General features: G+C 36.0%; 14 protein-coding genes, 4 tRNA genes and 3 rRNA genes. 17 read left to right on the forward strand and 4 right to left on the reverse strand.

The window, feature by feature from the left end:
* The first annotated feature begins 126 nt into the window (after nucleotides 1–126).
* The 6 genes from MST30_RS08535 (at nucleotide 127) to MST30_RS08560 (ending at nucleotide 7,644) form a co-directional block, all read left to right on the forward strand.
* A 16S ribosomal RNA gene (locus tag MST30_RS08535) occupies nucleotides 127–1,652 on the forward strand.
* Between the two features lie 95 nt (nucleotides 1,653–1,747).
* A tRNA-Ile gene (locus MST30_RS08540) sits at nucleotides 1,748–1,821 on the forward strand.
* Nucleotides 1,822–1,899: 78 nt separating this feature from the next.
* Nucleotides 1,900–1,973: transfer RNA gene (locus MST30_RS08545), tRNA-Ala, on the forward strand.
* 127 nt (nucleotides 1,974–2,100) lie between these two features.
* Nucleotides 2,101–4,912 (forward strand): 23S ribosomal RNA (locus MST30_RS08550).
* A gap of 79 nt (nucleotides 4,913–4,991) precedes the next feature.
* Nucleotides 4,992–5,099, forward strand: a 5S ribosomal RNA gene (rrf, locus tag MST30_RS08555).
* Together the 16S, 23S and 5S rRNA genes with 2 tRNA genes alongside form the textbook arrangement of a ribosomal RNA operon.
* A gap of 109 nt (nucleotides 5,100–5,208) precedes the next feature.
* Complete coding sequence (locus MST30_RS08560; RefSeq protein ID WP_243471001.1) at nucleotides 5,209–7,644, forward strand: helix-turn-helix domain-containing protein; 2,436 nt, start codon at nucleotides 5,209–5,211, stop codon at nucleotides 7,642–7,644.
* 49 nt (nucleotides 7,645–7,693) lie between these two features.
* On the opposite strand, the gene MST30_RS08565 is transcribed toward MST30_RS08560, so the two are convergent.
* A complete protein-coding gene (locus MST30_RS08565; protein ID WP_243471002.1) occupies nucleotides 7,694–8,836 on the reverse strand; it encodes an acyl-CoA dehydrogenase in 1,143 nt (380 codons plus the stop codon).
* A gap of 91 nt (nucleotides 8,837–8,927) precedes the next feature.
* On the opposite strand from MST30_RS08565, the gene MST30_RS08570 reads away from it, so the two are divergent.
* The 9 genes from MST30_RS08570 to MST30_RS08610 all read left to right on the forward strand — a co-directional run bounded on the left by MST30_RS08570 (nucleotide 8,928) and on the right by MST30_RS08610 (nucleotide 18,830).
* Nucleotides 8,928–9,995, forward strand: a complete 1,068-nt coding sequence (locus MST30_RS08570; RefSeq protein ID WP_243471003.1) for an anhydro-N-acetylmuramic acid kinase — start codon at nucleotides 8,928–8,930, stop codon at nucleotides 9,993–9,995.
* A gap of 74 nt (nucleotides 9,996–10,069) precedes the next feature.
* The gene (locus MST30_RS08575; RefSeq protein ID WP_243473871.1) at nucleotides 10,070–11,296 is read left to right on the forward strand and encodes a Glu/Leu/Phe/Val dehydrogenase dimerization domain-containing protein; all 1,227 of its coding nucleotides are present in this window, start codon (nucleotides 10,070–10,072) and stop codon (nucleotides 11,294–11,296) included.
* A gap of 15 nt (nucleotides 11,297–11,311) precedes the next feature.
* Nucleotides 11,312–12,706 carry a sodium:proton antiporter NhaD gene (gene nhaD, locus MST30_RS08580; RefSeq protein WP_243471004.1) on the forward strand — a complete coding sequence of 465 codons (1,395 nt, stop codon included), beginning with the start codon at nucleotides 11,312–11,314 and terminating at the stop codon, nucleotides 12,704–12,706.
* Nucleotides 12,707–12,770: 64 nt separating this feature from the next.
* Nucleotides 12,771–13,475 (forward strand): MotA/TolQ/ExbB proton channel family protein, encoded by a 705-nt coding sequence (locus MST30_RS08585; protein ID WP_243471005.1) that lies wholly within the window; start codon nucleotides 12,771–12,773, stop codon nucleotides 13,473–13,475.
* Nucleotides 13,476–13,477: 2 nt separating this feature from the next.
* Complete coding sequence (locus MST30_RS08590) at nucleotides 13,478–13,870, forward strand: ExbD/TolR family protein (protein ID WP_243471006.1); 393 nt, start codon at nucleotides 13,478–13,480, stop codon at nucleotides 13,868–13,870.
* A gap of 50 nt (nucleotides 13,871–13,920) precedes the next feature.
* Nucleotides 13,921–14,769, forward strand: coding sequence for an energy transducer TonB (locus tag MST30_RS08595; RefSeq protein WP_243471007.1), 849 nt, complete (start codon nucleotides 13,921–13,923; stop codon nucleotides 14,767–14,769).
* A gap of 3 nt (nucleotides 14,770–14,772) precedes the next feature.
* On the forward strand, nucleotides 14,773–15,990 hold the full coding sequence (locus tag MST30_RS08600; RefSeq protein ID WP_243471008.1) for a bifunctional folylpolyglutamate synthase/dihydrofolate synthase: 1,218 nt from the start codon (nucleotides 14,773–14,775) through the stop codon (nucleotides 15,988–15,990).
* 42 nt (nucleotides 15,991–16,032) lie between these two features.
* The gene (locus MST30_RS08605; RefSeq protein ID WP_243471009.1) at nucleotides 16,033–16,326 is read left to right on the forward strand and encodes a hypothetical protein; all 294 of its coding nucleotides are present in this window, start codon (nucleotides 16,033–16,035) and stop codon (nucleotides 16,324–16,326) included.
* 5 nt (nucleotides 16,327–16,331) lie between these two features.
* A complete protein-coding gene (locus MST30_RS08610; protein ID WP_243471010.1) occupies nucleotides 16,332–18,830 on the forward strand; it encodes an Hsp70 family protein in 2,499 nt (832 codons plus the stop codon).
* Here the strand turns inward: MST30_RS08610 and MST30_RS08615 are convergent.
* Nucleotides 18,827–20,581, reverse strand: coding sequence for a hypothetical protein (locus tag MST30_RS08615; protein ID WP_243471011.1), 1,755 nt, complete (start codon nucleotides 20,579–20,581; stop codon nucleotides 18,827–18,829). The two genes, MST30_RS08610 and MST30_RS08615, sit on opposite strands and share 4 nt — an antisense overlap.
* Nucleotides 20,582–20,729: 148 nt before the next feature.
* Here MST30_RS08615 and MST30_RS08620 point away from each other — a divergent pair.
* A tRNA-Val gene (locus tag MST30_RS08620) sits at nucleotides 20,730–20,804 on the forward strand.
* Nucleotides 20,805–20,844: 40 nt separating this feature from the next.
* Nucleotides 20,845–20,919, forward strand: a tRNA-Val gene (locus MST30_RS08625).
* A 38-nt stretch (nucleotides 20,920–20,957) separates the two neighbouring features.
* Here MST30_RS08625 and MST30_RS08630 read toward each other — a convergent pair.
* Entirely contained in the window at nucleotides 20,958–22,238 is a 1,281-nt protein-coding gene (locus tag MST30_RS08630) for a UDP-N-acetylmuramoyl-tripeptide--D-alanyl-D-alanine ligase (protein WP_243471012.1), read from the reverse strand.
* A gap of 66 nt (nucleotides 22,239–22,304) precedes the next feature.
* Nucleotides 22,305–23,984: a gliding motility lipoprotein GldJ gene (gene gldJ / locus MST30_RS08635; protein WP_243471013.1), complete on the reverse strand. Its 1,680-nt coding sequence runs from the start codon at nucleotides 23,982–23,984 to the stop codon at nucleotides 22,305–22,307.
* Between the last annotated feature and the right edge of the window lie 61 nt (nucleotides 23,985–24,045).

Consider the following 24,045-nt stretch of genomic DNA (forward strand, 5'->3'; position numbering starts at 1 on the left):
TATTGAATTGACAGCGTAAAAACCAACTGGAAACGGTTGGTGAAAACAAGAGAATAGATCATTTAGAGTACTGAGATAATTCCTATTAAGTTGTTAAGAGAATAAGTCGTAAGACTTAAAAATTTAACGATGAAGAGTTTGATCCTGGCTCAGGATGAACGCTAGCGGCAGGCCTAACACATGCAAGTCGAACGGTAACAGGAAAAAGCTTGCTTTTTTGCTGACGAGTGGCGCACGGGTGCGTAACGCGTATACAATCTACCTTTTACTGGGGAATAGCCTTTGGAAACGAAGAATAATACCCCATAGTATCTAAATTTCGCATGTTATTTAGATTAAAGTTTCGGCGGTAAGAGATGAGTATGCGTTCTATTAGCTAGATGGTGTGGTAACGGCACACCATGGCAACGATAGATAGGGGCCCTGAGAGGGGGATCCCCCACACTGGTACTGAGACACGGACCAGACTCCTACGGGAGGCAGCAGTGAGGAATATTGGACAATGGGCGAAAGCCTGATCCAGCCATGCCGCGTGCAGGAAGACTGCCCTATGGGTTGTAAACTGCTTTTATACGGGAAGAAACCCATCTACGTGTAGGTGGCTGACGGTACCGTAAGAATAAGCATCGGCTAACTCCGTGCCAGCAGCCGCGGTAATACGGAGGATGCAAGCGTTATCCGGAATCATTGGGTTTAAAGGGTCCGTAGGTGGATTGGTAAGTCAGAGGTGAAAGCCTGCAGCTCAACTGTAGAACTGCCTTTGATACTGCTAGTCTTGAATTATTGTGAAGTGGTTAGAATATGTAGTGTAGCGGTGAAATGCATAGATATTACATAGAATACCAATTGCGAAGGCAGATCACTAACAATATATTGACACTGATGGACGAAAGCGTGGGGAGCGAACGGGATTAGATACCCCGGTAGTCCACGCCGTAAACGATGGTCACTAGCTGTTCGGATTTCGGTCTGAGTGGCTAAGCGAAAGTGATAAGTGACCCACCTGGGGAGTACGTTCGCAAGAATGAAACTCAAAGGAATTGACGGGGGCCCGCACAAGCGGTGGAGCATGTGGTTTAATTCGATGATACGCGAGGAACCTTACCAGGGCTTAAATGTAGATTGCATTAGCTAGAGATAGCTATTTCTTCGGACTATCTACAAGGTGCTGCATGGTTGTCGTCAGCTCGTGCCGTGAGGTGTCAGGTTAAGTCCTATAACGAGCGCAACCCCTGTTGTTAGTTGCCAGCGAGTAATGTCGGGAACTCTAGCAAGACTGCCGGTGCAAACCGTGAGGAAGGTGGGGATGACGTCAAATCATCACGGCCCTTACGTCCTGGGCTACACACGTGCTACAATGGTATAGACAATGAGCAGCCACTTCGCGAGAAGGAGCGAATCTACAAACTATATCTCAGTTCGGATCGGAGTCTGCAACTCGACTCCGTGAAGCTGGAATCGCTAGTAATCGGATATCAGCCATGATCCGGTGAATACGTTCCCGGGCCTTGTACACACCGCCCGTCAAGCCATGGAAGCTGGGAGTGCCTGAAGTCCGTCACCGCAAGGAGCGGCCTAGGGTAAAATCGGTAACTAGGGCTAAGTCGTAACAAGGTAGCCGTACCGGAAGGTGCGGCTGGAACACCTCCTTTCTAGAGAAAGACGACTGATAGGAAATCTATCACATAAAAGGAAATAAAAGGATTTATTCTCTTGCTGTTAATTTAAGATATCAATAATTAAGTAGAGTCTCATAGCTCAGCTGGTTAGAGCGCTACACTGATAATGTAGAGGTCGGCAGTTCGAGTCTGCCTGAGACTACTAAATTAAAGGAAATTCTAGAAGTTGAGTGGGTAGTTGGACTAACTACTAACTACTATATACTAACTACTAGTATATGGGGAATTAGCTCAGCTGGCTAGAGCGCCTGCCTTGCACGCAGGAGGTCACCGGTTCGACTCCGGTATTCTCCACAAGACCGAGAGGTTAAAAGTTCATTGACATATTGAAAAAAGATACATGAAAATTAGATAGAAATATTTAATAAAATTAAATTATTGTAACGAGCAATAATTGTAACTCATTAAAAAGACAAAAGTACAATAAGCTAAATAAGAGCGTATGGGGAATGCCTAGGCTCTCAGAGGCGATGAAGGACGTGATAAGCTGCGAAAAGCTGCGGGGATTGGCACATACAAATCGATCCGCAGATATCCGAATGGGGCAACCCAGCATGTTGAAGACATGTTATCCGAAAGGAAGCGAACCCGGAGAACTGAAACATCTAAGTACCCGGAGGAGAAGAAAACAAAAGTGATTCCGCTAGTAGTGGCGAGCGAACGCGGATTAGCCCAAACCAGTATTGTTACGGCAATGCTGGGGTTGTAGGACTGCGATATTCGATCTATAATGAACTAGAACTGTTTGGAAAGACAGGCCAGAGACGGTGATAGCCCGGTATAGGTAAAGATTAGAGAGATAGCAGTATCCTGAGTAGTGCGGGGCACGTGTAACCCTGTATGAATTTGTCGGGACCATCCGATAAGGCTAAATACTCCTGAGAGACCGATAGTGAACTAGTACCGTGAGGGAAAGGTGAAAAGAACCCTGAATAAGGGAGTGAAATAGAACCTGAAACCATACGCTTACAAGCGGTCGGAGCGGATTTATCCGTGACGGCGTGCCTTTTGCATAATGAGCCTACGAGTTACCGTTGCTAGCAAGGTTAAGCACTTCAGGTGCGGATCCGTAGCGAAAGCGAGTCTGAATAGGGCGCTTAGTTAGTAGTGGTAGACGCGAAACCGTGTGATCTACCCATGGGCAGGGTGAAGCTGTGGTAACACATAGTGGAGGCCCGAACCGGTTGACGTTGAAAAGTCTTCGGATGACCTGTGGGTAGGGGTGAAAGGCCAATCAAACTCGGAAATAGCTCGTACTCCCCGAAATGCATTTAGGTGCAGCGTTGATTTAGTTTTATAGAGGTAGAGCTACTGATTGGATGCGGGGGCTTCACCGCCTACCAATTCCTGACAAACTCCGAATGCTATAAAATGATGATCAGCAGTGAGGGCATGGGTGCTAAGGTCCATGTCCGAGAGGGAAAGAACCCAGACCATCAGCTAAGGTCCCCAAATGTATGTTAAGTTGAATAAACGAGGTTGAACTGCTTAGACAGCTAGGATGTTGGCTTGGAAGCAGCCATTCATTTAAAGAGTGCGTAACAGCTCACTAGTCGAGCGGTTCGGCATGGATAATAATCGGGCATAAACATACTACCGAAGCTATGGACTTGAAAAAGTGGTAGGGGAGCATTGTAGTGTCGTCGAAGGTGTACTGCGAGGTATGCTGGAGAAGCTACAAAAGAAAATGTAGGCATAAGTAACGATAATGCGGGCGAGAAACCCGCACACCGAAAGACTAAGGTTTCCTCAGCTATGCTAATCAGCTGAGGGTTAGTCGGGACCTAACGCGAACCCGAAAGGGGTAGTGGATGGACAACGGGTTAATATTCCCGTACCTGCTCACACTAAAAGTGACGGATCTCCGTGGTTGCTGCGTACTGACGGAATAGTACGTTGAAGCGCAAGCGATAGTACACTGAGGCTACGGCCAAGGTGATAATGCAGCGAAGGAGGTTCCAAGAAAAGCGAGTGAAGCAGCCCGTACCGTAAACCGACACAGGTAGTTGGGATGAGAATTCTAAGGTGCTCGAGAGATTCATGGCTAAGGAACTAGGCAAAATAGACGCGTAACTTCGGGAGAAGCGTCGCCCACCTCAGGGTGGGCCGCAGTGAAAAGGTCCAGGCGACTGTTTATCAAAAACACAGGGCTCTGCTAAATCGAAAGATGATGTATAGGGCCTGACACCTGCCCGGTGCTGGAAGGTTAAGTGGAGGGTTTAGAAGTTTACTTCGAAGATCTCAAATGAAGCCCCAGTAAACGGCGGCCGTAACTATAACGGTCCTAAGGTAGCGAAATTCCTTGTCGGGTAAGTTCCGACCTGCACGAATGGTGTAACGATCTGGACACTGTCTCAGCCATGAGCTCGGTGAAATTGTAGTATCGGTGAAGATGCCGATTACCCGCAGTGGGACGAAAAGACCCCGTGAACCTTTACTATAGCTTAGTATTGGCTTTGGATAAGTAATGTGTAGGATAGGTGGGAGACTTTGAAGCGGCGTCGCTAGGCGTTGTGGAGTCATTGTTGAAATACCACCCTTTGCTTATCTAGAGTCTAACTTCTTGCGAAGGACAGTGCTTGGTGGGTAGTTTGACTGGGGTGGTCGCCTCCAAAAGAGTAACGGAGGCTTCTAAAGGTTCCCTCAGCACGCTTGGTAACCGTGCGTAGAGTGCAATGGCATAAGGGGGCTTGACTGAGAGACATACAGGTCGATCAGGTACGAAAGTAGAGCATAGTGATCCGGTGGTTCCGCATGGAAGGGCCATCGCTCAAAGGATAAAAGGTACTCCGGGGATAACAGGCTGATCTCCCCCAAGAGCTCACATCGACGGGGGGGTTTGGCACCTCGATGTCGGCTCGTCACATCCTGGGGCTGGAGAAGGTCCCAAGGGTTGGGCTGTTCGCCCATTAAAGTGGCACGCGAGCTGGGTTCAGAACGTCGTGAGACAGTTCGGTCTCTATCTACTGTGGGCGTTAGAAATTTGAGTGGATCTGACTCTAGTACGAGAGGACCGAGTTGGACGAACCTCTAGTGTACCTGTTGTTCCGCCAGGGGCATTGCAGGGTAGCTACGTTCGGAAGGGATAAGCGCTGAAAGCATATAAGCGCGAAACCCACCACAAGATGAGATTTCTTTAAAGGGTCGTGGAAGATGACCACGTTGATAGGCTACAGGTGTAAAGGCAGTAATGTCATAGCCGAGTAGTACTAATAACCCATAGGCTTATTGTACGCCGCTCTTTTTATAAGTACAAATCATGTGACTTTTTTCAATATGTTATATTATACGGTTTAAACGACCGAAACAGTTTAAGGTGGTTATAGCGACGGGGCTCACCTCTTACCTTTCCGAACAGAGAAGTTAAGCCCGTTTGCGCCGATGGTACTACGTCTGTGGAAGAGTAGGTCGCCGCCTTTTTTGAAAACCCTTACCTATAATTGGTAAGGGTTTTTTGTTTTTATTTAGAAGCTATCCTTGAATTTATATTATTCTTATTTGTTATATTCATGAGCTATATTACAGATGAATGGATATTAATTTAGAACTTGAATTAGCTTGGAATTTTGTTAATAACACTAACAGAAATATTTTCTTAACAGGAAAAGCTGGGACAGGTAAAACAACCTTTCTTCATAAATTAAGAAAAGAGTCCTCAAAAAGAATGGTTGTTGTTGCACCCACAGGTGTCGCAGCTATTAATGCTAAAGGGGTTACAATTCATTCATTTTTTCAATTACCTTTTGGACCTATCTTACCAGATTCAAATTTAAATTCATCTTCAGGTTTTAAAAGAAAATTTAGTAAAACTAAAATTGATATTATTAAATCATTAGACTTATTAGTGATTGATGAAATTAGTATGGTTAGAGCTGATTTATTAGACGGTATAGATAAAACACTCCGTAGATATAAAAATAGACATAAAGTATTTGGTGGTGTTCAGGTGTTAATGATAGGTGATCTTCAGCAGTTGTCACCTGTAATAAACAATAACGAATGGGATTTATTAAAAAACTATTATAAGAATTCATATTTCTTTAGTAGTAATAGTTATAAGGAATGTAATGCCATAACCATTGAACTTAAGCATATTTATAGACAGGATAATCCAACATTCATTAATATTTTAAATGAGATACGAAACAACACATTAAGTAAGCATTCTGCTGAACATTTAAATAAGCAATATCAACCTAATTTCGTACCTAAAGATGACGATGGTTATATATCACTTACAACTCATAATTCAAAAGCTAGAGATGCCAATCTAAAAGCTCTAAATGATTTAAAAGGTAAGGCAAGAACATATAAAGCAAAAATAGAGGGTAAATATCCTGAGCATTCATTTCCTAATAAAGAGGAATTAAAATTAAAAGTTGGTGCTCAAGTAATGTTTATTAAAAACGATAGTTCACCTGAAAAGCGATATTACAACGGTAAGATTGGTAAAGTAATATTGTTAGACAAGGATGAAGTAGTAGTGCATTGTCCAGATGATGAATATAATATTGTAACGACATACGAGACTTGGGAAAATATAAAGTATAACATAGATGACAACACTAAATCTATAAATGAAGAAAAGATTGGTAGTTATTCCCAAATTCCTTTACGACTGGCTTGGTCAATAACCATCCACAAAAGTCAAGGTTTAACGTTTGAGAAGGCCATTATAGATGCGGAGGATGCTTTTGCACACGGCCAAACTTATGTGGCACTAAGCCGTTGCAAATCTTTAGAAGGGTTAATCCTTAAGAGTAAAATATCGGCCAGTCAAATTATAAGTGATTCTAATGTTTTGTCTTTTAATGAAGAAACTGAAGCAAATCAACCCAATGAAACTATCCTGTTAGAGTCCCAACAATCGTATCAATTAGAATTAATTTCTGAAATTTTTAATTTTTACGATTTCCTATTTCCTATTAATAGAATATTGGATGTTTATTACAAAAATAGAAATAGCATTGAAGGGCAAATAGAAGTTCCGTTGGCAGCTATTAAGAACACAGTAACAAACTTTCTAAAGGTTAGTAATAGTTTCAATAATCAATTAAAAGCCTTAGTTAATGATGCTGAACTTCCAGAAAAATCCCATAATATTCAAGAGCGTTTTACAAAAGGCATTGCGTATTTTATAGAAACTACAAAAGCCAATATTCAAAAACAGTTACAATCTTTTAGTTTCTCAACAGACAATAAAGCTTTAGATAAGGATATTACCAAACAGTTAGATACACTTGAAGAATTATTAACAACCAAGCTTTTGTATTTTGAAGGTTTGAAAAACGGATTTAATACTATATCATTTTTAAAACTTAGATCTGATGCTGTTTTTTTAACCAAGCAACAGCCAAAAAAACAACGTAAAACAGTTATTGAAGGCACACAAAATGTAAAGTTATTTGAACTACTTAAAGCATTGCGTCATAATATAGCTTTACGAGAAGATGTTGCCCACTATCAGGTTTTTACTCAGAAGTCTTTGTACGCTATGTGCGAATTGCTACCTACAATATCACAAGAACTCAAAGCTGTTCATGGTATGGGAAAGACTCGTGTAAAAAAGTATGGCGCTGAAATTATAGAAGTAATTACAGAATATATCAATGATAATAACATAGAAGTTACTAACGCAGTTACTCTAGAAGATCAAAAGCCAAAACGTCAAAGAGGAGATTCTCAAAAAGAATCTCTAAAACTGTTTAAAGAAGGAAAAACCATTGAAGAAATAGCAAATCACAGAGAGTTAAATGAGAATACCATTTTTGGACATTTAGCTGGTTTTATTCCTTCAGGAAAAATAAAGCTTACAGATTTAATGACTGAAGACTATTATTTAGAATTAAAAACTGAAATACCTAAAAAGACATTCGAAAACTTATCAGATCTAAAACATCAATTGGATGATAAATTTTCATATGCAGAAATACGCTTAGTACTCAATGAATTATCCGAAAACTAAAAAGGCTTCAAAATAGTATTGAAGCCTTCTTTATATCATGTAAACTAAACTAATCTTTTAGAACACCTCTTGAGATTACAATTTTCTGAATTTCAGAAGTTCCTTCATAGATTTGAGTGATTTTTGCATCACGCATTAATCGCTCTACATGGTATTCTTTTACAAAACCATTTCCACCATGTATTTGTACCGCTTCAACACTTTGTTCCATAGCAACCTTACTTGCATAAAGTTTAGCCATAGCGCTAGACATATCGTAATTGTTACCTTGGTCTTTATCCCAAGCCGCTTTCATTACTAACATACGAGCAGCTTCAATTTCAGTTGCCATGTCGGCAAGTTTAAAAGCTATTGCTTGGTGATTAGAAATTTCTGTTCCAAACGCTTTACGTTCTTTACTATATTTTAAAGCTAACTCGTAAGCACCAGAAGCAATACCTAATGCTTGTGCAGCAATACCAATACGACCTCCAGAAAGTGTCTTCATGGCAAACTTAAAACCAAATCCATCTTCACCAATTCTATTTTCTTTAGGCACTTTTACATCATTAAACTGTAAAGTATGCGTATCACTACCTCTAATACCTAATTTATCCTCCTTAGGACCAATATCAAAACCAGGAGTTCCTTTTTCAACAATAAATGCATTAATACCTCTATGTCCTTTTTCTCTGTCAGTTTGAGCAATTACAAGATAAACTTCAGCTCTTCCTCCATTTGTAATCCAGTTTTTGGTACCATTAATAACGTAATGGTCTCCCATATCTATAGCTGTTGTTTTTTGAGAAGTAGCGTCACTACCAGCTTCAGGCTCACTTAAACAAAAAGCTCCAATACATTCGCCGGTAGCAAGTTTTGTCAAATATTTTTGTTTTTGTTCTTCAGATCCATAAGCTTCAAGACCATAACAAACTAAAGAATTGTTAACTGAAACCATAACCGAAGCAGAAGCATCTATTTTAGATAATTCTTCCATGATTAAGACATAAGAAATGGCATCCATACCACTACCACCATACTTTGGGTCTACCATGATACCCATAAATCCTAATTCGCCCATTTTTCGAACCAACTCGTCCGGAAATGTTTGTGCATTATCGCGTTCTATAACACCAGGAAGTAATTCTGTTTGAGCAAAATCTCTCGCCGCATCACGAATCATTAAATGTTCTTCAGTTAAGCTAAAATCCATAAAGTAAAATAATTATTGATTTGTTAAAAAATTCATGCAAAGATAACGCTTTCTTGCTGTTTTTTCAATAAGTAATATTATTTTTACTAATATGATAAAAGCTGAATATAATGTTGTGGCAGTAATGTCTGGGACATCTTTAGATGGAATCGATATCATCTATGCAACATATAGCTACAAAAAGGATTGGAGCTTTAAAATTCTAAATGCTGAAACTCGGAAATATTCCAATCAATGGAAGCGTATTTTGAGTGAGCTAGTGAATAAATCACTGGAAGAATTAAAAGATATAGATATTGAATATTCTAAGTATTTAGCTAATGAAATTCAGGAATTTATAAGTCATTATAGTATTAATGAAATAGATTTTATGTCTTCTCACGGACATACAGCATTGCATCAACCAGAGCATAAATTAACCTATCAGATAGGTAATCTTCAATTGTTAGCAGATACATTACAACAAAAGGTTATTTGCGATTATAGAGTGCAAGATGTTGAGTACGAAGGACAGGGAGCTCCATTAGTACCTATTGGTGATAGGTTACTTTTCCATGATTATGATTATTGCTTGAATTTAGGTGGATTTGCCAATGTTTCTTTTGAAAAGAATGGAGAACGCATCGCTTTTGATATTTGCCCAGTTAATATTATACTCAATTATTATGTTTCAAAACTTAATCAAGAATACGATGATCGTGGTAACTTAGCTTCTACAGGAAAGTTACACGATGAGTTATTGTATAAATTAAATCAACTCGAATTTTATAAAAAATCAGCCCCAAAATCTCTAGGATTAGAATGGGTAAAAATGTATGTATTTCCTTTAATAGACAATTATAACCTTAGTGTTGAAGATATATTAAGAACATTTGCTGAGCATATTGCAATTCAGATTTCTAAAGTTTTGAAGGGTAAGATGACAAATACATTAATAACAGGAGGCGGAGCCTACAACGATTTTTTAATTGAGAGACTTAAATTAAAAACAGAATCAAAAATTTTAATTCCTGATAATGAAATTATTGAGTTTAAAGAAGCTCTAGTTTTTGGATTATTAGGCGTTTTAAAAGAAAGAAACGAAATAAACTGTCTACAGAGTGTTACAGGAGCCGTAAAAGATCATTCTTCTGGAAAAATTTTAATTCCAAATTCTTAAAATTAATAATTAATTCACTTTTTAGGCATTTGAGTTTTTTATATTTGTTACCATTAATTAAATCATACAAATTGATAAAGCAACTACTTCAAAAATACGAAGATAAATCCCCAGAAATAGTGTTCCATTGGAACGATCCAGAAACCGAAGCAGAAGGTTGGACAGTTATTAATTCGCTTAGAGGTGGTGCCGCAGGAGGCGGAACCAGGATGCGTAAAGGCTTAGATATGAACGAGGTTCTGTCTTTAGCTAAAACTATGGAAGTTAAGTTTACAGTATCTGGCCCAGCTATTGGTGGAGCTAAATCCGGTATTAACTTTGATCCTCAAGATCCAAGAAAAAAAGGTGTATTAGAACGTTGGTATGCAGCGGTTTCGCCTTTGTTAAAAAGTTATTATGGTACTGGTGGAGATCTTAATGTTGATGAAATTCATGAAGTTATTCCAATTACCGAAGAGAGTGGTGTTTGGCATCCTCAAGAAGGAGTTTTTGAAGGACATTTTAAACCTACCCAAGCTGATAAAATCAATAGAATTGGTCAGTTGAGACAAGGTGTTATCAAAGTTATTGAAAACCCAGAGTATTCTCCAGATGTATCTAGAAAGTATACTGTTGCAGACATGATTACTGGTTTTGGTGTTGCTGTTGCGGCAAAACATTTTTATGAGTTAAATGACTCCTCTATAAAAGGTAAGCGCGTTGTGGTTCAAGGTTTTGGAAATGTTGGTGCAGCTGCAGCATTTTATTTTGCACAAATGGGTGCTAAAGTTGTTGGTATTATTGATAGAGTTGGAGGTTTAATCAAAGAAGAAGGTTTTACTTTTGAAGAGATTACAGACTTATATCTAAATAAAAACGGAAACACACTTGTTGCTGAAAATCTTATCCCATTCGATGAAATTAATGAAAAAATATGGTCTTTAGAAACTGAAGTGTTTGCACCTTGTGCAGCCTCTAGATTGGTTACCAAAGCGCAAATCGATCATATGATTGATACAGGTCTAGAAGTTATTACTTGTGGCGCAAATGTGCCTTTTGCAGATAAGGAAATTTTCTTTGGTCCAATAATGGAATATACTGATCAAAAGGTGAGCTTAATCCCAGACTTTATTTCTAATTGTGGAATGGCAAGAGTCTTTGCTTATTTTATGGAACGCAAAGTGCTAATGACAGACGAAGCTATTTTTAATGATACTTCAGATGTAATTAAACAGGCTCTCAAAGAAGTAAAAGATAGTAATCCTACAGTTACAGGTATAAGTGAAACTGCATTTGAAATTGCATTAAGACAATTAATATAAAATATCCCTTAATATATGGAAACCGTAATAATTCTCGTATTTGTATTTGGTTATTTAGCCATTACACTAGAGCATAATATTAAAATTGATAAACTCATCCCAGCCTTAGTAATGATGGCTATAAGCTGGGCATTGATATCACTAGGTATAGATGATTTTTCCCAATGGTTCGATTCTGCAAAACATAGCCTATTGGAGAATTTTGGTCTTCTAAACCATGAAGAAAAAATGCACTTAATGGAAGAAACATTGCTTCATCATTTAGGTAAAACAGCCGAAATTTTAGTATTCCTTTTGGGTGCAATGACCATTGTGGAAATTATAGATTATTTTGACGGATTCTCTACAATTAAAGCCGCTGTAAAATTTAATAGTAGAAAAAAATTGCTCTGGATGTTTTCAATTTTAGCATTCTTACTTTCTGCTATAATTGACAACTTAACAGCAACCATTGTTTTAATTTCAATCTTACAAAAAATTGTGAAAGATAGAGATGTAAGAATATGGTATGCAGGTTTAATTATTATTGCAGCAAATGCAGGTGGAGCATGGTCACCAATTGGAGATGTTACAACAACAATGCTTTGGATTGGAAATAAAGTATCTACAGGAAAATTATTTGCTTACTTATTTATTCCTTCGGTTTTGTGTATGGCTGTACCAACATTTATCGCTTCTTTACTTCCTGCATTTAAAGGAACGGTAGCATTGCAAGACGAGGACGATAAACCTAAGAATAAATTTAGTTCTACAATGTTGTTTTTAGGATTGGGAGCTATTGTTTTTGTGCCTGTTTTTAAGGTAATAACACATTTACCACCATATGTAGGTATGATGTTGTCATTGGGTGTTGTTGCGGTGTTTGCAGAAGTTTATAGTAATTCAAAATTTGCAATATCTGAAATTCAATCAGAAGAGCATAATGAACACGCAAGCCATAGTCCTGTACATTATTCTTTATCTAAAATTGAATTACCAAGTATATTATTCTTCTTAGGGATTTTAATGGCTGTTGCAGCTTTAGAATCTTTGGGGATTTTGTTTGGTTTTGCAAGCTCACTTCAAGAAACAATGCCAGCACTTGGTACTGAGTGGCATAATGGAGAAGGCGTTTCGGATTTAGTAGTTTTATTACTAGGAGTTGGTTCTGCAGTAATTGATAACGTACCGTTAGTTGCGGCAAGTTTAGGGATGTTCTCTGAGCCTTTAGATAATGAGTTATGGCATTTTATAGCTTATTCAGCAGGTACGGGAGGTAGTATGTTGATCATTGGTTCTGCTGCTGGTGTAGTAGCAATGGGTATGGAAAAAATTGACTTTTTCTGGTACTTAAAGAAAATTTCTTGGTTAGCATTAATCGGATTTTTAGCTGGTGCAGCAGCCTTTATGGTTACCAGAGCTATTTTCTAACATACTTAAGTTAAAAACTTAACGTTATAACATACAGAAACTTTTTAAACTTAAAACTTTTTATATGATATTACTAAGTAATATTCAAGATGGAGCAGAGGTTCTAGCAGATGGAGCATCAGGTGAACAAGTAGAAAAAACACTTTCTATTATTGAGTTAATAACCAGTGGAGGAACTTCAGGAATTGTAATTATTCTAGTGTTATTCTTACTTCTTATTGCGGCAACGTATATTTATTTTGAAAGAATTTTTGCTATCAAAGCAGCTTCAAAAGTAGATTCAAACTTTATGAATCAGATTAAAGATCACGTTAGTAATGGTAAGATAGATTCTGCTCAGATGTTATGCGCTCAGCAAAATTCACCAGTATCTCGATTAATTGCCAAAGGTATTACCAGGATAGGTAAACCCTTAGAAGATATTAATACAGCCATAGAAAATGCAGGTCGATTAGAGATTTACAGTTTAGAAAAGCATGTTAGTATACTAGCAACCATCTCTGGTGTAGCACCAATGATTGGGTTTTTGGGAACTGTAATAGGAATGATTTTATCAATATTTGAAATCGCCAACTCAGGTGGTTCCATAGATATTAAATCTTTAGCAGATGGTTTATATACTGCAATGACAACTACAGTAGGAGGATTGATAGTCGGTATTGTTGCTTATGTAGCATATAATCACTTGGTAGTAAGAACCAATAAAGTGGTGTACCAAATGGAAGCTAACTCTGTTGAGTTTTTAGATCACTTAAACGAACCAATCTAATTATGAATATTAGAGGAAGAAATAAAGTAACACCAGAATTCAATATGTCGTCTATGACAGATATTGTGTTTTTGTTGTTAATCTTTTTCATGATAGCATCTACATTGGTTTCTGCTGAAGCAATAGATTTATTATTACCGAGTTCAACAAGTAAAACGACTCAAACCAAGAACGTATCGGTAAGTGTCAACAAAGATCTTCAGTATTTTGTAGATATGAAACAAGTCCCTAAAACTCAATTAGAGACTGAAGTTTTAGCTAAACTAGGAAATTCAGATTCGCGCACAATAACAATTCGTTCAGACGAAAATGTTGATTTAAAACATGTTGTGTACATTATGGATATCGCTAATAGAAATAAGATAAAATCTACTTTGGCGGTTAAGTCTAATTAACGGCATTATTTTTGAAAACTCTATTATTAAATTGAAAGCACCATAATAAAGTGAAATATTTAGAGACCATACATCAACGTAATTCAGCAAGAATAACAGTTCTAATTGCACTGTTGTTGTTTTTGTTGTTATTTTTTGTTGGTCCACAATATTTAGACCCACCAGAAGAATATGGTGTTGCTGTTAATTTTGGAACAACAGACGTAGGTAGCGGAAATAAACCACTAAGTCAACCAAGAGAAGCGGTAGAAGAACAAGTTGTCGAAGAATCTCAACCAGAGACTTCTCAATCAGAACCAACAATATCTACTGAAAAAACTGAGGATGTAATGACTCAGGAAGATGCAGAAGCTATCGCTATTAAAAAGCAAAAGGAAGCAGAAGCAAAGGCAAAAGCAGAAGCCGAGCGTATAGAACGCGAAAAGCGTGAAGCTGAAGAGCGCAAAAGAAAGGAAGAAGCGGAAAAAAGAGAAAAGCTTGATAACCTTATTGGAGGTGTAAAAAACTCAAACGGAACTGATGATGGAGGTGAAGGTGATGATACTGTAGGAGGAAATAAAGGACAGTTAGATGGTGATCCTTATGCACCAAGTTATTTTGGAGGTTCAGGGCCTGGAAAAGGTGGAGTTGGTTATGGACTTGGAGGTCGTGGAAAACCTTCTCGTCAAATCTATAAACAAGATTGTAATGAATACGGGTTGGTTGTAGTAAGAATAGAAGTAAACCAACAAGGTAAAGTTGTTAAAGCTACTCCAGGTATTAGAGGTACGACCAATACAGCGCCATGTTTGTTGGAACCTGCGAAGAAGATTGCTTTATCTCATAAATGGCCAGCAGACTCTAATGCACCAACTACTCAAGTAGGATTTGTAAGTATTAATTTTGATATCGGTCAGTAGCCAATGAAATATATTGATACAGTTAATTGGATGTTTCAACAACTGCCAATGTATCAAAACAAGGGTAAATCTGCGTTTAAAAAAGATTTATCTAATACGCTAAAACTTTCAGCGCATCTTAATCATCCTGAACAAAAATTCAAATCTATTCATGTTGGTGGTACTAATGGAAAAGGTTCAACAAGTCACATGTTGGCGTCAATCCTTCAAGAAGCAGGTTACAAAGTTGGACTTTATACATCACCACATTTAAAAGATTTCAGAGAGCGAATCAGGATTAATGGACAGGTCGTTTCCAAGCAATTTGTCATTGGCTTTATAAAGCGAAATAAAACGTTTTTAGAGTCTAATAATTTGTCTTTTTTTGAAATGACCGTTGGTATGGCTTTCGATTATTTTGCAAAACAAAAAGTTGATATTGCCATCATAGAAGTTGGTTTAGGTGGCAGATTAGATTCAACAAATATTATTACTCCAGAGCTTTCTGTAATTACAAATATTGGTTTTGATCATATGCAGTTTTTAGGAACGACGTTACCCGAAATCGCTTCAGAAAAAGCTGGAATAATAAAACCAAATATTCCTGTTGTAATTGGTGAAACACAACCTGAAACTGAAAATGTTTTTAAAAATAAAGCTAAGGAGAATAATTCTGAAATCTATTTTGCAGATCAATTGATAAATGAAGTTTTTGAAAGTGATTTAAAAGGTTCGTACCAAGAACACAACAAAAAAACGGTTATACAATCTGTTTCAGTGCTCAGACAATTGGGTTACAATATTTCAAATTCAAATTTAAAAAAAGGACTACTAAATGTCGTTAAAAATTCTGGATTACAAGGACGTTGGCAAGTTCTTCAGCAAGAACCTAAAATTGTTTGCGATACAGCGCATAACAAGGAAGGCTTAAGTTATACAATGCAACAGTTGCAAGCTGAATCCTATAATAATTTACATATTGTCTTTGGAGTGGTGAGCGATAAAGATTTAGACTCAATTGTTTCATTGTTGCCAAAAAACGCCACATATTACTTCTGTAAACCAAATGTGCAACGCGGATTAGATGAAGATTTACTGAAAGGGTATTTTCTTGATAAAGGTTTTATAGGCAATTCTTATTCTTCGGTAAATGAAGCGTTACATGCCGCTAAGCTAAATGCAGATACAGACGATTTAATTTACGTAGGCGGAAGTACTTTTGTGGTGGCAGAGGTTCTTTAGAGTCTAAAAATACGTATATTTCAAAATCAAATTTTTTAAGTGATGATAGAAATTATCAATCAAATATTTGCTTTAGAATCTAAGTTGCAAAAAAATGGCGGTGACGATTATTCCAGAAATTTTGACCGTATTGCTAATGAATTTAAAAACTTAAATTATCATGTTATCAATCCAATAGGGAAGTCATACAGAAATGAAATGACAGATATTGAGGCAAGTATTTCAGGTGATTTAAATAAAAATTCAAAAATCACTAAAGTTTTAAAACCAATCATTTATGAAGTTAATGGTAATGAAACTAGCTTAGTTCAAAAAGGGATTGTAATTGTAGAATAAGATTAATGAAGACTATAAATTTTGCTATAGATCTAGGAACAACAAACAGCCTGGTCGCTAAATATGATAACGGTAAAATCAAAATATTTAATAACCCTTTGGGTTTAAAGCAAACCTTACCATCCTGTATCGCTTTTAGAGGTAACAGAATCGTAATTGGTGATAAGGCTTTGGATTATTTAGAAAAAGATGCAGAAAATGTCTGTATGTTATTCAAAAGAAAAATGGGTACTCAGGACACTTATTTTGTGCCTGCTTTAGATAAGGAAATGCAGCCTATTGAACTTTCGTCTTTGGTTTTAAAAGAACTCAAAAACTTTTTACCAGATGGCGAGACAGTGAATAGTGTTGTTATTACAATACCAGCTGCGTTTGACACTATTCAATCTAATGCGACAAAAAAAGCAGGTTATTTAGCCGGATTTAAAGAAGTAGTTCTACTCCAAGAGCCCATAGCAGCTTGTTTGGCATTTGCTAATACGTCTAATACCGAAGTTAAAGAAAAGGAACATTGGATTGTTTATGATTTTGGTGGTGGAACGTTTGATGTGGCTTTGGTTGAAGTTGATGAAAGAGAGTTAAAAGTTGTAGATCATCAAGGTGATAATTATTTAGGTGGTGCCGATTTTGATAGTCTAATAGTTCAGCATCTGATAGTGCCTTTTATTGAAGAAAAGACAGGCCAATCGGATTTATGGAAATCTTTAAAATCCAAATCTTCAACACACAAAGGACTTTATTTTGAATTATTAAAGAAGGCTGAAGAAGCGAAAAAGGAGCTTTCAAATTTTGAAGAAACCGAAATAGAACTAGACATTAGTATTAATGATGTTGACTTATATGATCATTTAATAGTAAAACGTGAAGTTTTTGAGAATTTAATTCTTTCAAACGTAGAAAATACGGTTACTATCATTAAAGATATTATTAAGGAAAATCAGTTGCTTAATTCAGATATAAAGCGCGTAATTTTAATTGGAGGAACTACATATATACCTTTAATTAAAAAATCAATTGCCAATGCCATAGGTGTGGAGGTTAATTCTTCAATAGACCCAACGTCTGCAGTTGTTGAGGGTGCAGCATATTATGCAGGTTCTAAACCTAGTGAGTTAAAAGAGGAAGAAATTGTTGAGGAAGAAGAAAATAAAGAGGAATCAATAATTGATTCTAAGTTTTTCTACGAACAGAACACAAGAGATGCTGAGGAATTGATTACTGCAAAATTCTCAGGAGTAGATATTGATAATTATAGAATAATACGAAAAGATGGAGGTTACGATTCTGGAGTAAAAAACTTAAAGAACAATTCGTTTTCAGAATTTGTGCCGCTTTTAGAAGGTAGACTTAACCAGTTTAAGGTACAATTGCTCAACAGTGGTTTAGAAGTTTTAAAAGTTATAGATCCAATTTCTATTAATCATGGTAGTTACAGTGTAAATGGGCAACCACTGCCAAATGATATCTGTATTGAGATAGATGATATGGATGCTTCAGCTACACGATTAGAGCGCATATTTGCCAAAGGAAGTATTCTGCCATTAAAGAAAAAAATATATAAAACAGCTTCTAAAACCATTTTAAAAAAGTCTAAATCTAACCTTGCTATCAATGTCATCGAAGGAAAATCTAATGGCTTGCCAAGTTCTGGTCTAAGTATTGGTTACATCGAAATTTTTGGTGAAGATTTAGAAGACGATTTAATTAAAGGAACTGATATTGAAATTGAATTGGAAATTTCTGAATCTAGAGAACTGAAAATAAATGTGTTTTTACAGTCTTGCGATCAAGAGTTTGAGAACGTATTTAGTGAATCTGAGCGATCCATTAGCGTAAACAAAATCAATACTGAGATTAATACAATTTTAGGTGATGTTGAAGCTGTAATCAAAACAGCTAATGCTAATGAAAATTTTGAATATTCTAATAAGCTCGAATCCATACGAGTAGGACTTATTGAAATTCAGATTGAAGCTTCATTGATACATGATGATGATATTTCGGATACTAAATTTCAACTCGATGATAAAAAGCGAAAGCTTATACAAGATTTTGACGACTTAACCCGAAATGAGATTGTAGCAAAAGAAATTGAAGAGTATAACGATACAAAGGCCGATTTAGAATATCATCTTAACCAGAATGAAAATGAGCGATTCAAAACTAAGTATCAGCGTATTATTCAAAATGAAAAAGAGGTTATTAATTCATTAGATAGATATCTTATTCGTTCAAAGATTAAGGAGTTGGAAGAGCTGTTCAATGCCATTATACAATCTAGTGACGAAAACTTTATATCCTATTATCTAGGTTTAAAACTCTATGATAATTTCACAAATAAGCGTAAAGCTGAAAAATTATTTGAACAAGGAGATAAAGCCTTAGAACAACAAGATTACAAGGTAATTCGCCATGTAGTTTATGGACTGTCAGCTCTAGTGCACGAGAATGATAGACATCAACGCAAAGACTTTAGTGATGATAGTAAAACAGGGTTAAATTAATTTCTGTTGTAGTAATTATTGTAATAATCTTTGTAAAGCGCATCAATATATAAAGGTTCCAGATTCAAATCATAAGACCTCAAATTATCAGTATCATAAGCATTATGCTGAACTCTTTGAGATGAAGTGCTAGTTTCATCTTCTTTAGGAGGATAAACAACTATAATACTATTTCTCTTGTTTAGATTCTTAATTTGATATAATTCTGAAAGTCTACCATCGCTTCTAAAGTGAGAAAACTTGGAATTAATAAAATCGCTTCCTGTATAAAAAGCAACACAATCTCTTTCTCTTAGATGGATATACAGGTCTTTATTCTTTGGTATAAAAATAGACTGATCTACATTGTTTTTTAGCCTAAAAACGACAAGGTCATTATTACTTTTATTACTAATCAACGTAATCTTATCTTTACTAGAAACTCTTAATTCATGCGGAATTGCATTAAACGATTTTGGGTAAGGATTAGAATAAGGTTTTACAGATGCAGTTATGGTATTGACTTTCGGTTTTTTATAATACTTATATTTAAGAGAATATAAAAAACGAATATGACTTATAAGTTTTCTTTTATCTGCTTTAGAAAGTGGTTCGTCGTCTATTAATTCAGTAGACTCAATCACAGTTTCCTCAATGTCTTCTGTAGATTCTATTACTGTTTCTTCAATCTCATCATCAGAATTATTGTCATCAGAAGATTTAGAATTTCCGCTAAGAACATTTCTTAAATCCTCTTCATCAGCATTTCCTTTCTGTACTTCTCTAATAATACTATCTAACCTAGTTAAATTTGGGTTATCACTATTAGTACCATTAGATCTATAGTTGAAATTTTCAAAATTTATAGAATTAAAATCAGGACGCGAATCATTAGAAACATCTTTTGCTATCCAAATAATGAGTCTTATAACTATAAATACAATGAAAACGATGCTCCAACTGTTTGATCCAGAGCCAGACTTCTCTTTATCACGAGTAGAGGAAAAAGCGTATTCTTTCGCTATCTCTGCGTTAGATTCTAAAGTCTCCTTTAAAAATACCTTTGAAGTATCTAAGTGAGCAAATGCTACCATTACCCTAGCACAGAACTTAAAATTATCTCTACTTGTGTTTCTTCTTAGCTGATTATAAGTATCAATTACCTCTGAGTTTAGCTCTAGTATTTCTTCATTAAAAGCATCAGGATAGGTGTTTAAACTATCTATAAATGTCTTGTTACTTATAAATGCTACAGGATATTGTTTTTCGCTTAATTTACCTTTTTGAAGATATGCACAAGCATAATTTAACCTCGCCTTAAAAAAGTTGATAACTAATTGATTGATGGCTTCTGTAAACAGATAGTTGTGTTGTAGTACTTTATAAATATGCTCATATTTTCCTTTATTGAGAGCATCACCAATATATACAACTAAATTTTCTTTAAAATAGTCGTTGAGAAAATATTTAAGAGTTTCTAGATCTTGTATTGAAGACTCATCTATATAGATATCTTTTAATCTTATGTCTTCAAAATTACCAGATATTAAATGTTTTAGCCAAGCATGTTTTTCAACAAAAATGTAGCACTCTCTACGACTGTCATTTTTCAGATCGTCAATGATTTTAGTGATCTCTCCAATGTTATTGACATCCTCTAGCATTGCTTTAGCCTTCAACTGTTTTTGAAGCCTAATAATACTATTGGCATTTAGCTCAGCTATTTGGTCTAAGCTAAGGTCTAGAAGGTCTGTTAAAGAGGTGTATTTCAAGTCTAAAATCTTATCAGATTTAAAAGTAATTAAATAAATTAAGTAGAAAAATATTTTTATTTTTTTCAGATGAAGGAATAATGAAAAATTTTTAAAAAAATATTTTGAGATATTAAAAACTAGTCTATCTTTGCAGTCCTAATAATTAGGGCGCGTAGCTCAGTTGGTTCAGAGCACTTGGTTTACACCCAAGGGGTCAGGGGTTCGAATCCCTTCGCGCCCACAAAAGTTCACAGAAATGTGAACTTTTTTTGTTTATATAAGGGTCATTAACTCAGTTGGTTCAGAGTGTTACCTTGACAGGGTAGAAGTCACTGGTTCGAATCCAGTATGACCCACAACAAAAAATCCAAACAAGCGTTTGGATTTGATGTTTCTATATGAATTCTAAAATCCGTTCTAAAGCCATTCCTCTAGAGCCTTTAATTAAAACTGTAGAATCATTTAAGTCTAAGTTTTTTAGTAGAGGCTTTAAATCTTCAAAACTTTTGAATTTCTTAGTTGTTGGTTTGGTACTGGTTTTGTGAAAATTCTCACCTACCAGAATGATGTTTTTATCAAAATTATTTTCAGCAAAATTGACAATAGCTTGGTGCTCTTTTTCAGCTTCTTTACCCAGCTCAAACATATCTCCCAGAAAAAGATATTTGTATTCTGCATTGAGCTGTTTTAGATTTTTAAGCGCTGCCAACATGCTTGTTGGGTTAGCATTATAAGCATCTAAAATAATTTTTGTAGACCCTCTTTCAATAATTTCAGAACGATTGTTGTTGGGTTGGTAGCTTTCAATTGCATTTTTAATAGCCTCAGGCTTTACATTAAAATATTGACCAATAGCTACAGCAACTGCTATGTTACCATAATTGTAATCACCGATAAGTTGGCTTTTAATTTCAATTTTTTTAAAGCTTAAGTTTACAAATGGGTCAGCACTTTTAAACTCAACAGTACAATCGTTTTCTTTTGCTTTTCCAAACCTAACTATATTTTGATAATTATTAATCTGTTTAATTTGCTTAGGATCGTCAGTGTTTATAAATGCAGTTTTTTGATTTGATTTTAGATAATCGTACAATTCAGACTTGCCTTTTATAATGCCTTCTTCACTTCCAAATCCTTCTAGGTGTGCTTTTCCAAAATTTGTGATTAGTCCATAATCAGGTTGTGCTATACCGCAAAGAAATTCAATTTCTTTTTGGTGATTGGCTCCCATTTCAACAATACCATAATCTAAGTCTTTGGTAAAGGACAATAAGGTGAGTGGTACTCCTATATGATTGTTGAGGTTTCCTTTGGTTGCATTGACTTTGTAAGTGGTTGAAAGTACAGCTTTAATTAACTCTTTTGTTGTTGTTTTACCGTTACTTCCTGTTAATGATATTATAGGTGTTTTAATTTCTCTACGATGGTATGTGGCTAATTTTTGAAGTGTTTTTAATGCATCGTTTACTAATATGCAATTGTCATTTATAACGCCTTTTTTATCATCAACAACACAGTATTTTGCTCCGTTATCAAAAGCTTGCTTAACAAACTTGTTACCATCAAAATTATCACCTTTTAAAGCGAAGTACATATCGTCTTTGCTGATTTTTCTTGTATCTGTAGAGACAGAAGTGCAGACTTCAAATTTTTTATATATAGATGCTATTTCCATGAGTCTAAAAATAAAAAAGTCCTGATAAATTTATCAGGACTTTTTTAAATATTATTTAAAGTCTTATTAGTTACGTTTCTTTTGAGATTTTACAGATTTAGAACCTACTCTAGAAACAGCACATCTAAACCCAATATAGTCTGTAGCCATATCTTGTGGGAAATAACGACGTTGTGCAGGATCTATCCAATATGCTCTATCTCTCCATGAACCACCTTTGAAAACTCTTACTTCGTCGTTGATTAAAGATGTTCTATTGTTAGATTTGTCATATTCTCTAATAAGCTTACCTTCAGCTGAATCTACAGCTACGGTATGCTTAGGTGAGTTGTACATTTTTCCTGTAGCGTCAACTCTGTCGTCACCTTCGTCAAAACTTTCTCTGTAATAACGAGAAGAACGCTTGTCACCATCTCTAAAGTTTCTGTTATCACTCTTGTCAAACTGAGTTCTTAAATAAGTGTCTTCATCATCAACAGGGATTTTTGCAATTTCACCTGGTAGATTACGAGCAATGATTTTACCATTACTTAAGGTGTCGTATACTATTTCCTCTGCAGTAACAATTTTTACTGTTCCATCAGGATTTAAAGCATTTTTTGTGTAAACATTACCTCTGTAGTAGTTGAAGTCGTTAAACTCATCATCAACAATAGGACGATAAACATCGGCTACCCACTCAGCAACGTTACCAGCCATATCATAAAGACCGTAATCGTTTGGTTCGTATGATTTTACTTCGGCAGTAATATCAGCACCATCATCAGACCATCCAGCAATTCCACCATAGTCACCTTTACCTTGCTTAAAGTTAGCCATTTGATCACCACGATTTACACGCTTACCAGATCTTGTGTATTGGCCATCCCAAGGATATTTTTTACGACCTCTATAAACGTTATAGCTTCTTAACTCACTCATGCCTAGAGCAGCATATTCCCATTCTGCCTCAGTTGGTAGTCTATATTTTACTGGGATTAGTCCAGTCTCTCTATTAGCGTAAACATTAACAGGGTTGCCTTCAGCATCTGTTTGCTGTCTTCTTTTACCACCTTCTAAAACTTCAGAATTACCTCCATAAGTTTGAGTTGGTGCGTTAATGTATGTATCTACATCAAAAGTACTGTCTGCGTTTAAGTCTGTTAAGTGAGCATCTCTTTTTATGTAGCCTGCATCTTGTAAAGACATTTCAGCAACACGGTTAGATCTCCAGTTTGCATATTCAACAGCTTGAATCCAGCTAACACCAACAACAGGATAATTAGCATAACCAGGATGACGTAAATAGTTTTCTGTCATCATTTCGTTATAACCTAAACGATTTCTCCATACCAAAGTATCAGGAAGTGCTCCTTTATATATAAGAGCATAGTTAGGATCGTCTGGTGGATATACACTTTTTAGATAATATAAGTAATAAAGATAATTTACGTTAGTAACCTCGGCTTCATCCATATAAAAAGATTGGATATGCTGTTGGTTTGGTGTGTTGTTCCAATCGTGCATTGGGTCGTCTTGTACTTTACCCATTGTAAAAGTTCCGCCTTCAATAAAAGCTGTACCAGGAGGTGTTTCTTGTTCTTTAAAGCTGGTGTTGTACTGAAAACCACCATTCTTATCGTTGATTTTCCATCCTGTAGCACTATCTACATTGCCTGAGTTAGAGTTACGTTTACAACTAACAATACTAGCGCAAAGCGTCAGTGCAATTAAAAATTTTAGGTTTGAGACATTTTTCATATCCATATGTTTAAGTAAGCTCGTTGAATTTTTAGTTCCGCAATATAACAATTAAAGGTAAACCAAC

It is taken from the genome of Winogradskyella sp. MH6 (assembly GCF_022810765.1).
Taxonomy (GTDB): Bacteria; Bacteroidota; Bacteroidia; order Flavobacteriales; family Flavobacteriaceae; genus Winogradskyella.

Coding starts and splice junctions, on each gene's coding strand:
- MST30_RS08560 (WP_243471001.1), top strand. CDS start 5,209: ATGGATATTAATTTAGAACTTGAATTAGCTTGGAATTTTGTTAATAAC.
- MST30_RS08565 (WP_243471002.1), bottom strand. CDS start 8,836: ATGGATTTTAGCTTAACTGAAGAACATTTAATGATTCGTGATGCGGCG.
- MST30_RS08570 (WP_243471003.1), top strand. CDS start 8,928: ATGATAAAAGCTGAATATAATGTTGTGGCAGTAATGTCTGGGACATCT.
- nhaD (WP_243471004.1), top strand. CDS start 11,312: ATGGAAACCGTAATAATTCTCGTATTTGTATTTGGTTATTTAGCCATT.
- MST30_RS08585 (WP_243471005.1), top strand. CDS start 12,771: ATGATATTACTAAGTAATATTCAAGATGGAGCAGAGGTTCTAGCAGAT.
- MST30_RS08590 (WP_243471006.1), top strand. CDS start 13,478: ATGAATATTAGAGGAAGAAATAAAGTAACACCAGAATTCAATATGTCG.
- MST30_RS08600 (WP_243471008.1), top strand. CDS start 14,773: ATGAAATATATTGATACAGTTAATTGGATGTTTCAACAACTGCCAATG.
- MST30_RS08605 (WP_243471009.1), top strand. CDS start 16,033: ATGATAGAAATTATCAATCAAATATTTGCTTTAGAATCTAAGTTGCAA.
- MST30_RS08610 (WP_243471010.1), top strand. CDS start 16,332: ATGAAGACTATAAATTTTGCTATAGATCTAGGAACAACAAACAGCCTG.
- MST30_RS08630 (WP_243471012.1), bottom strand. CDS start 22,238: ATGGAAATAGCATCTATATATAAAAAATTTGAAGTCTGCACTTCTGTC.
- gldJ (WP_243471013.1), bottom strand. CDS start 23,984: ATGGATATGAAAAATGTCTCAAACCTAAAATTTTTAATTGCACTGACG.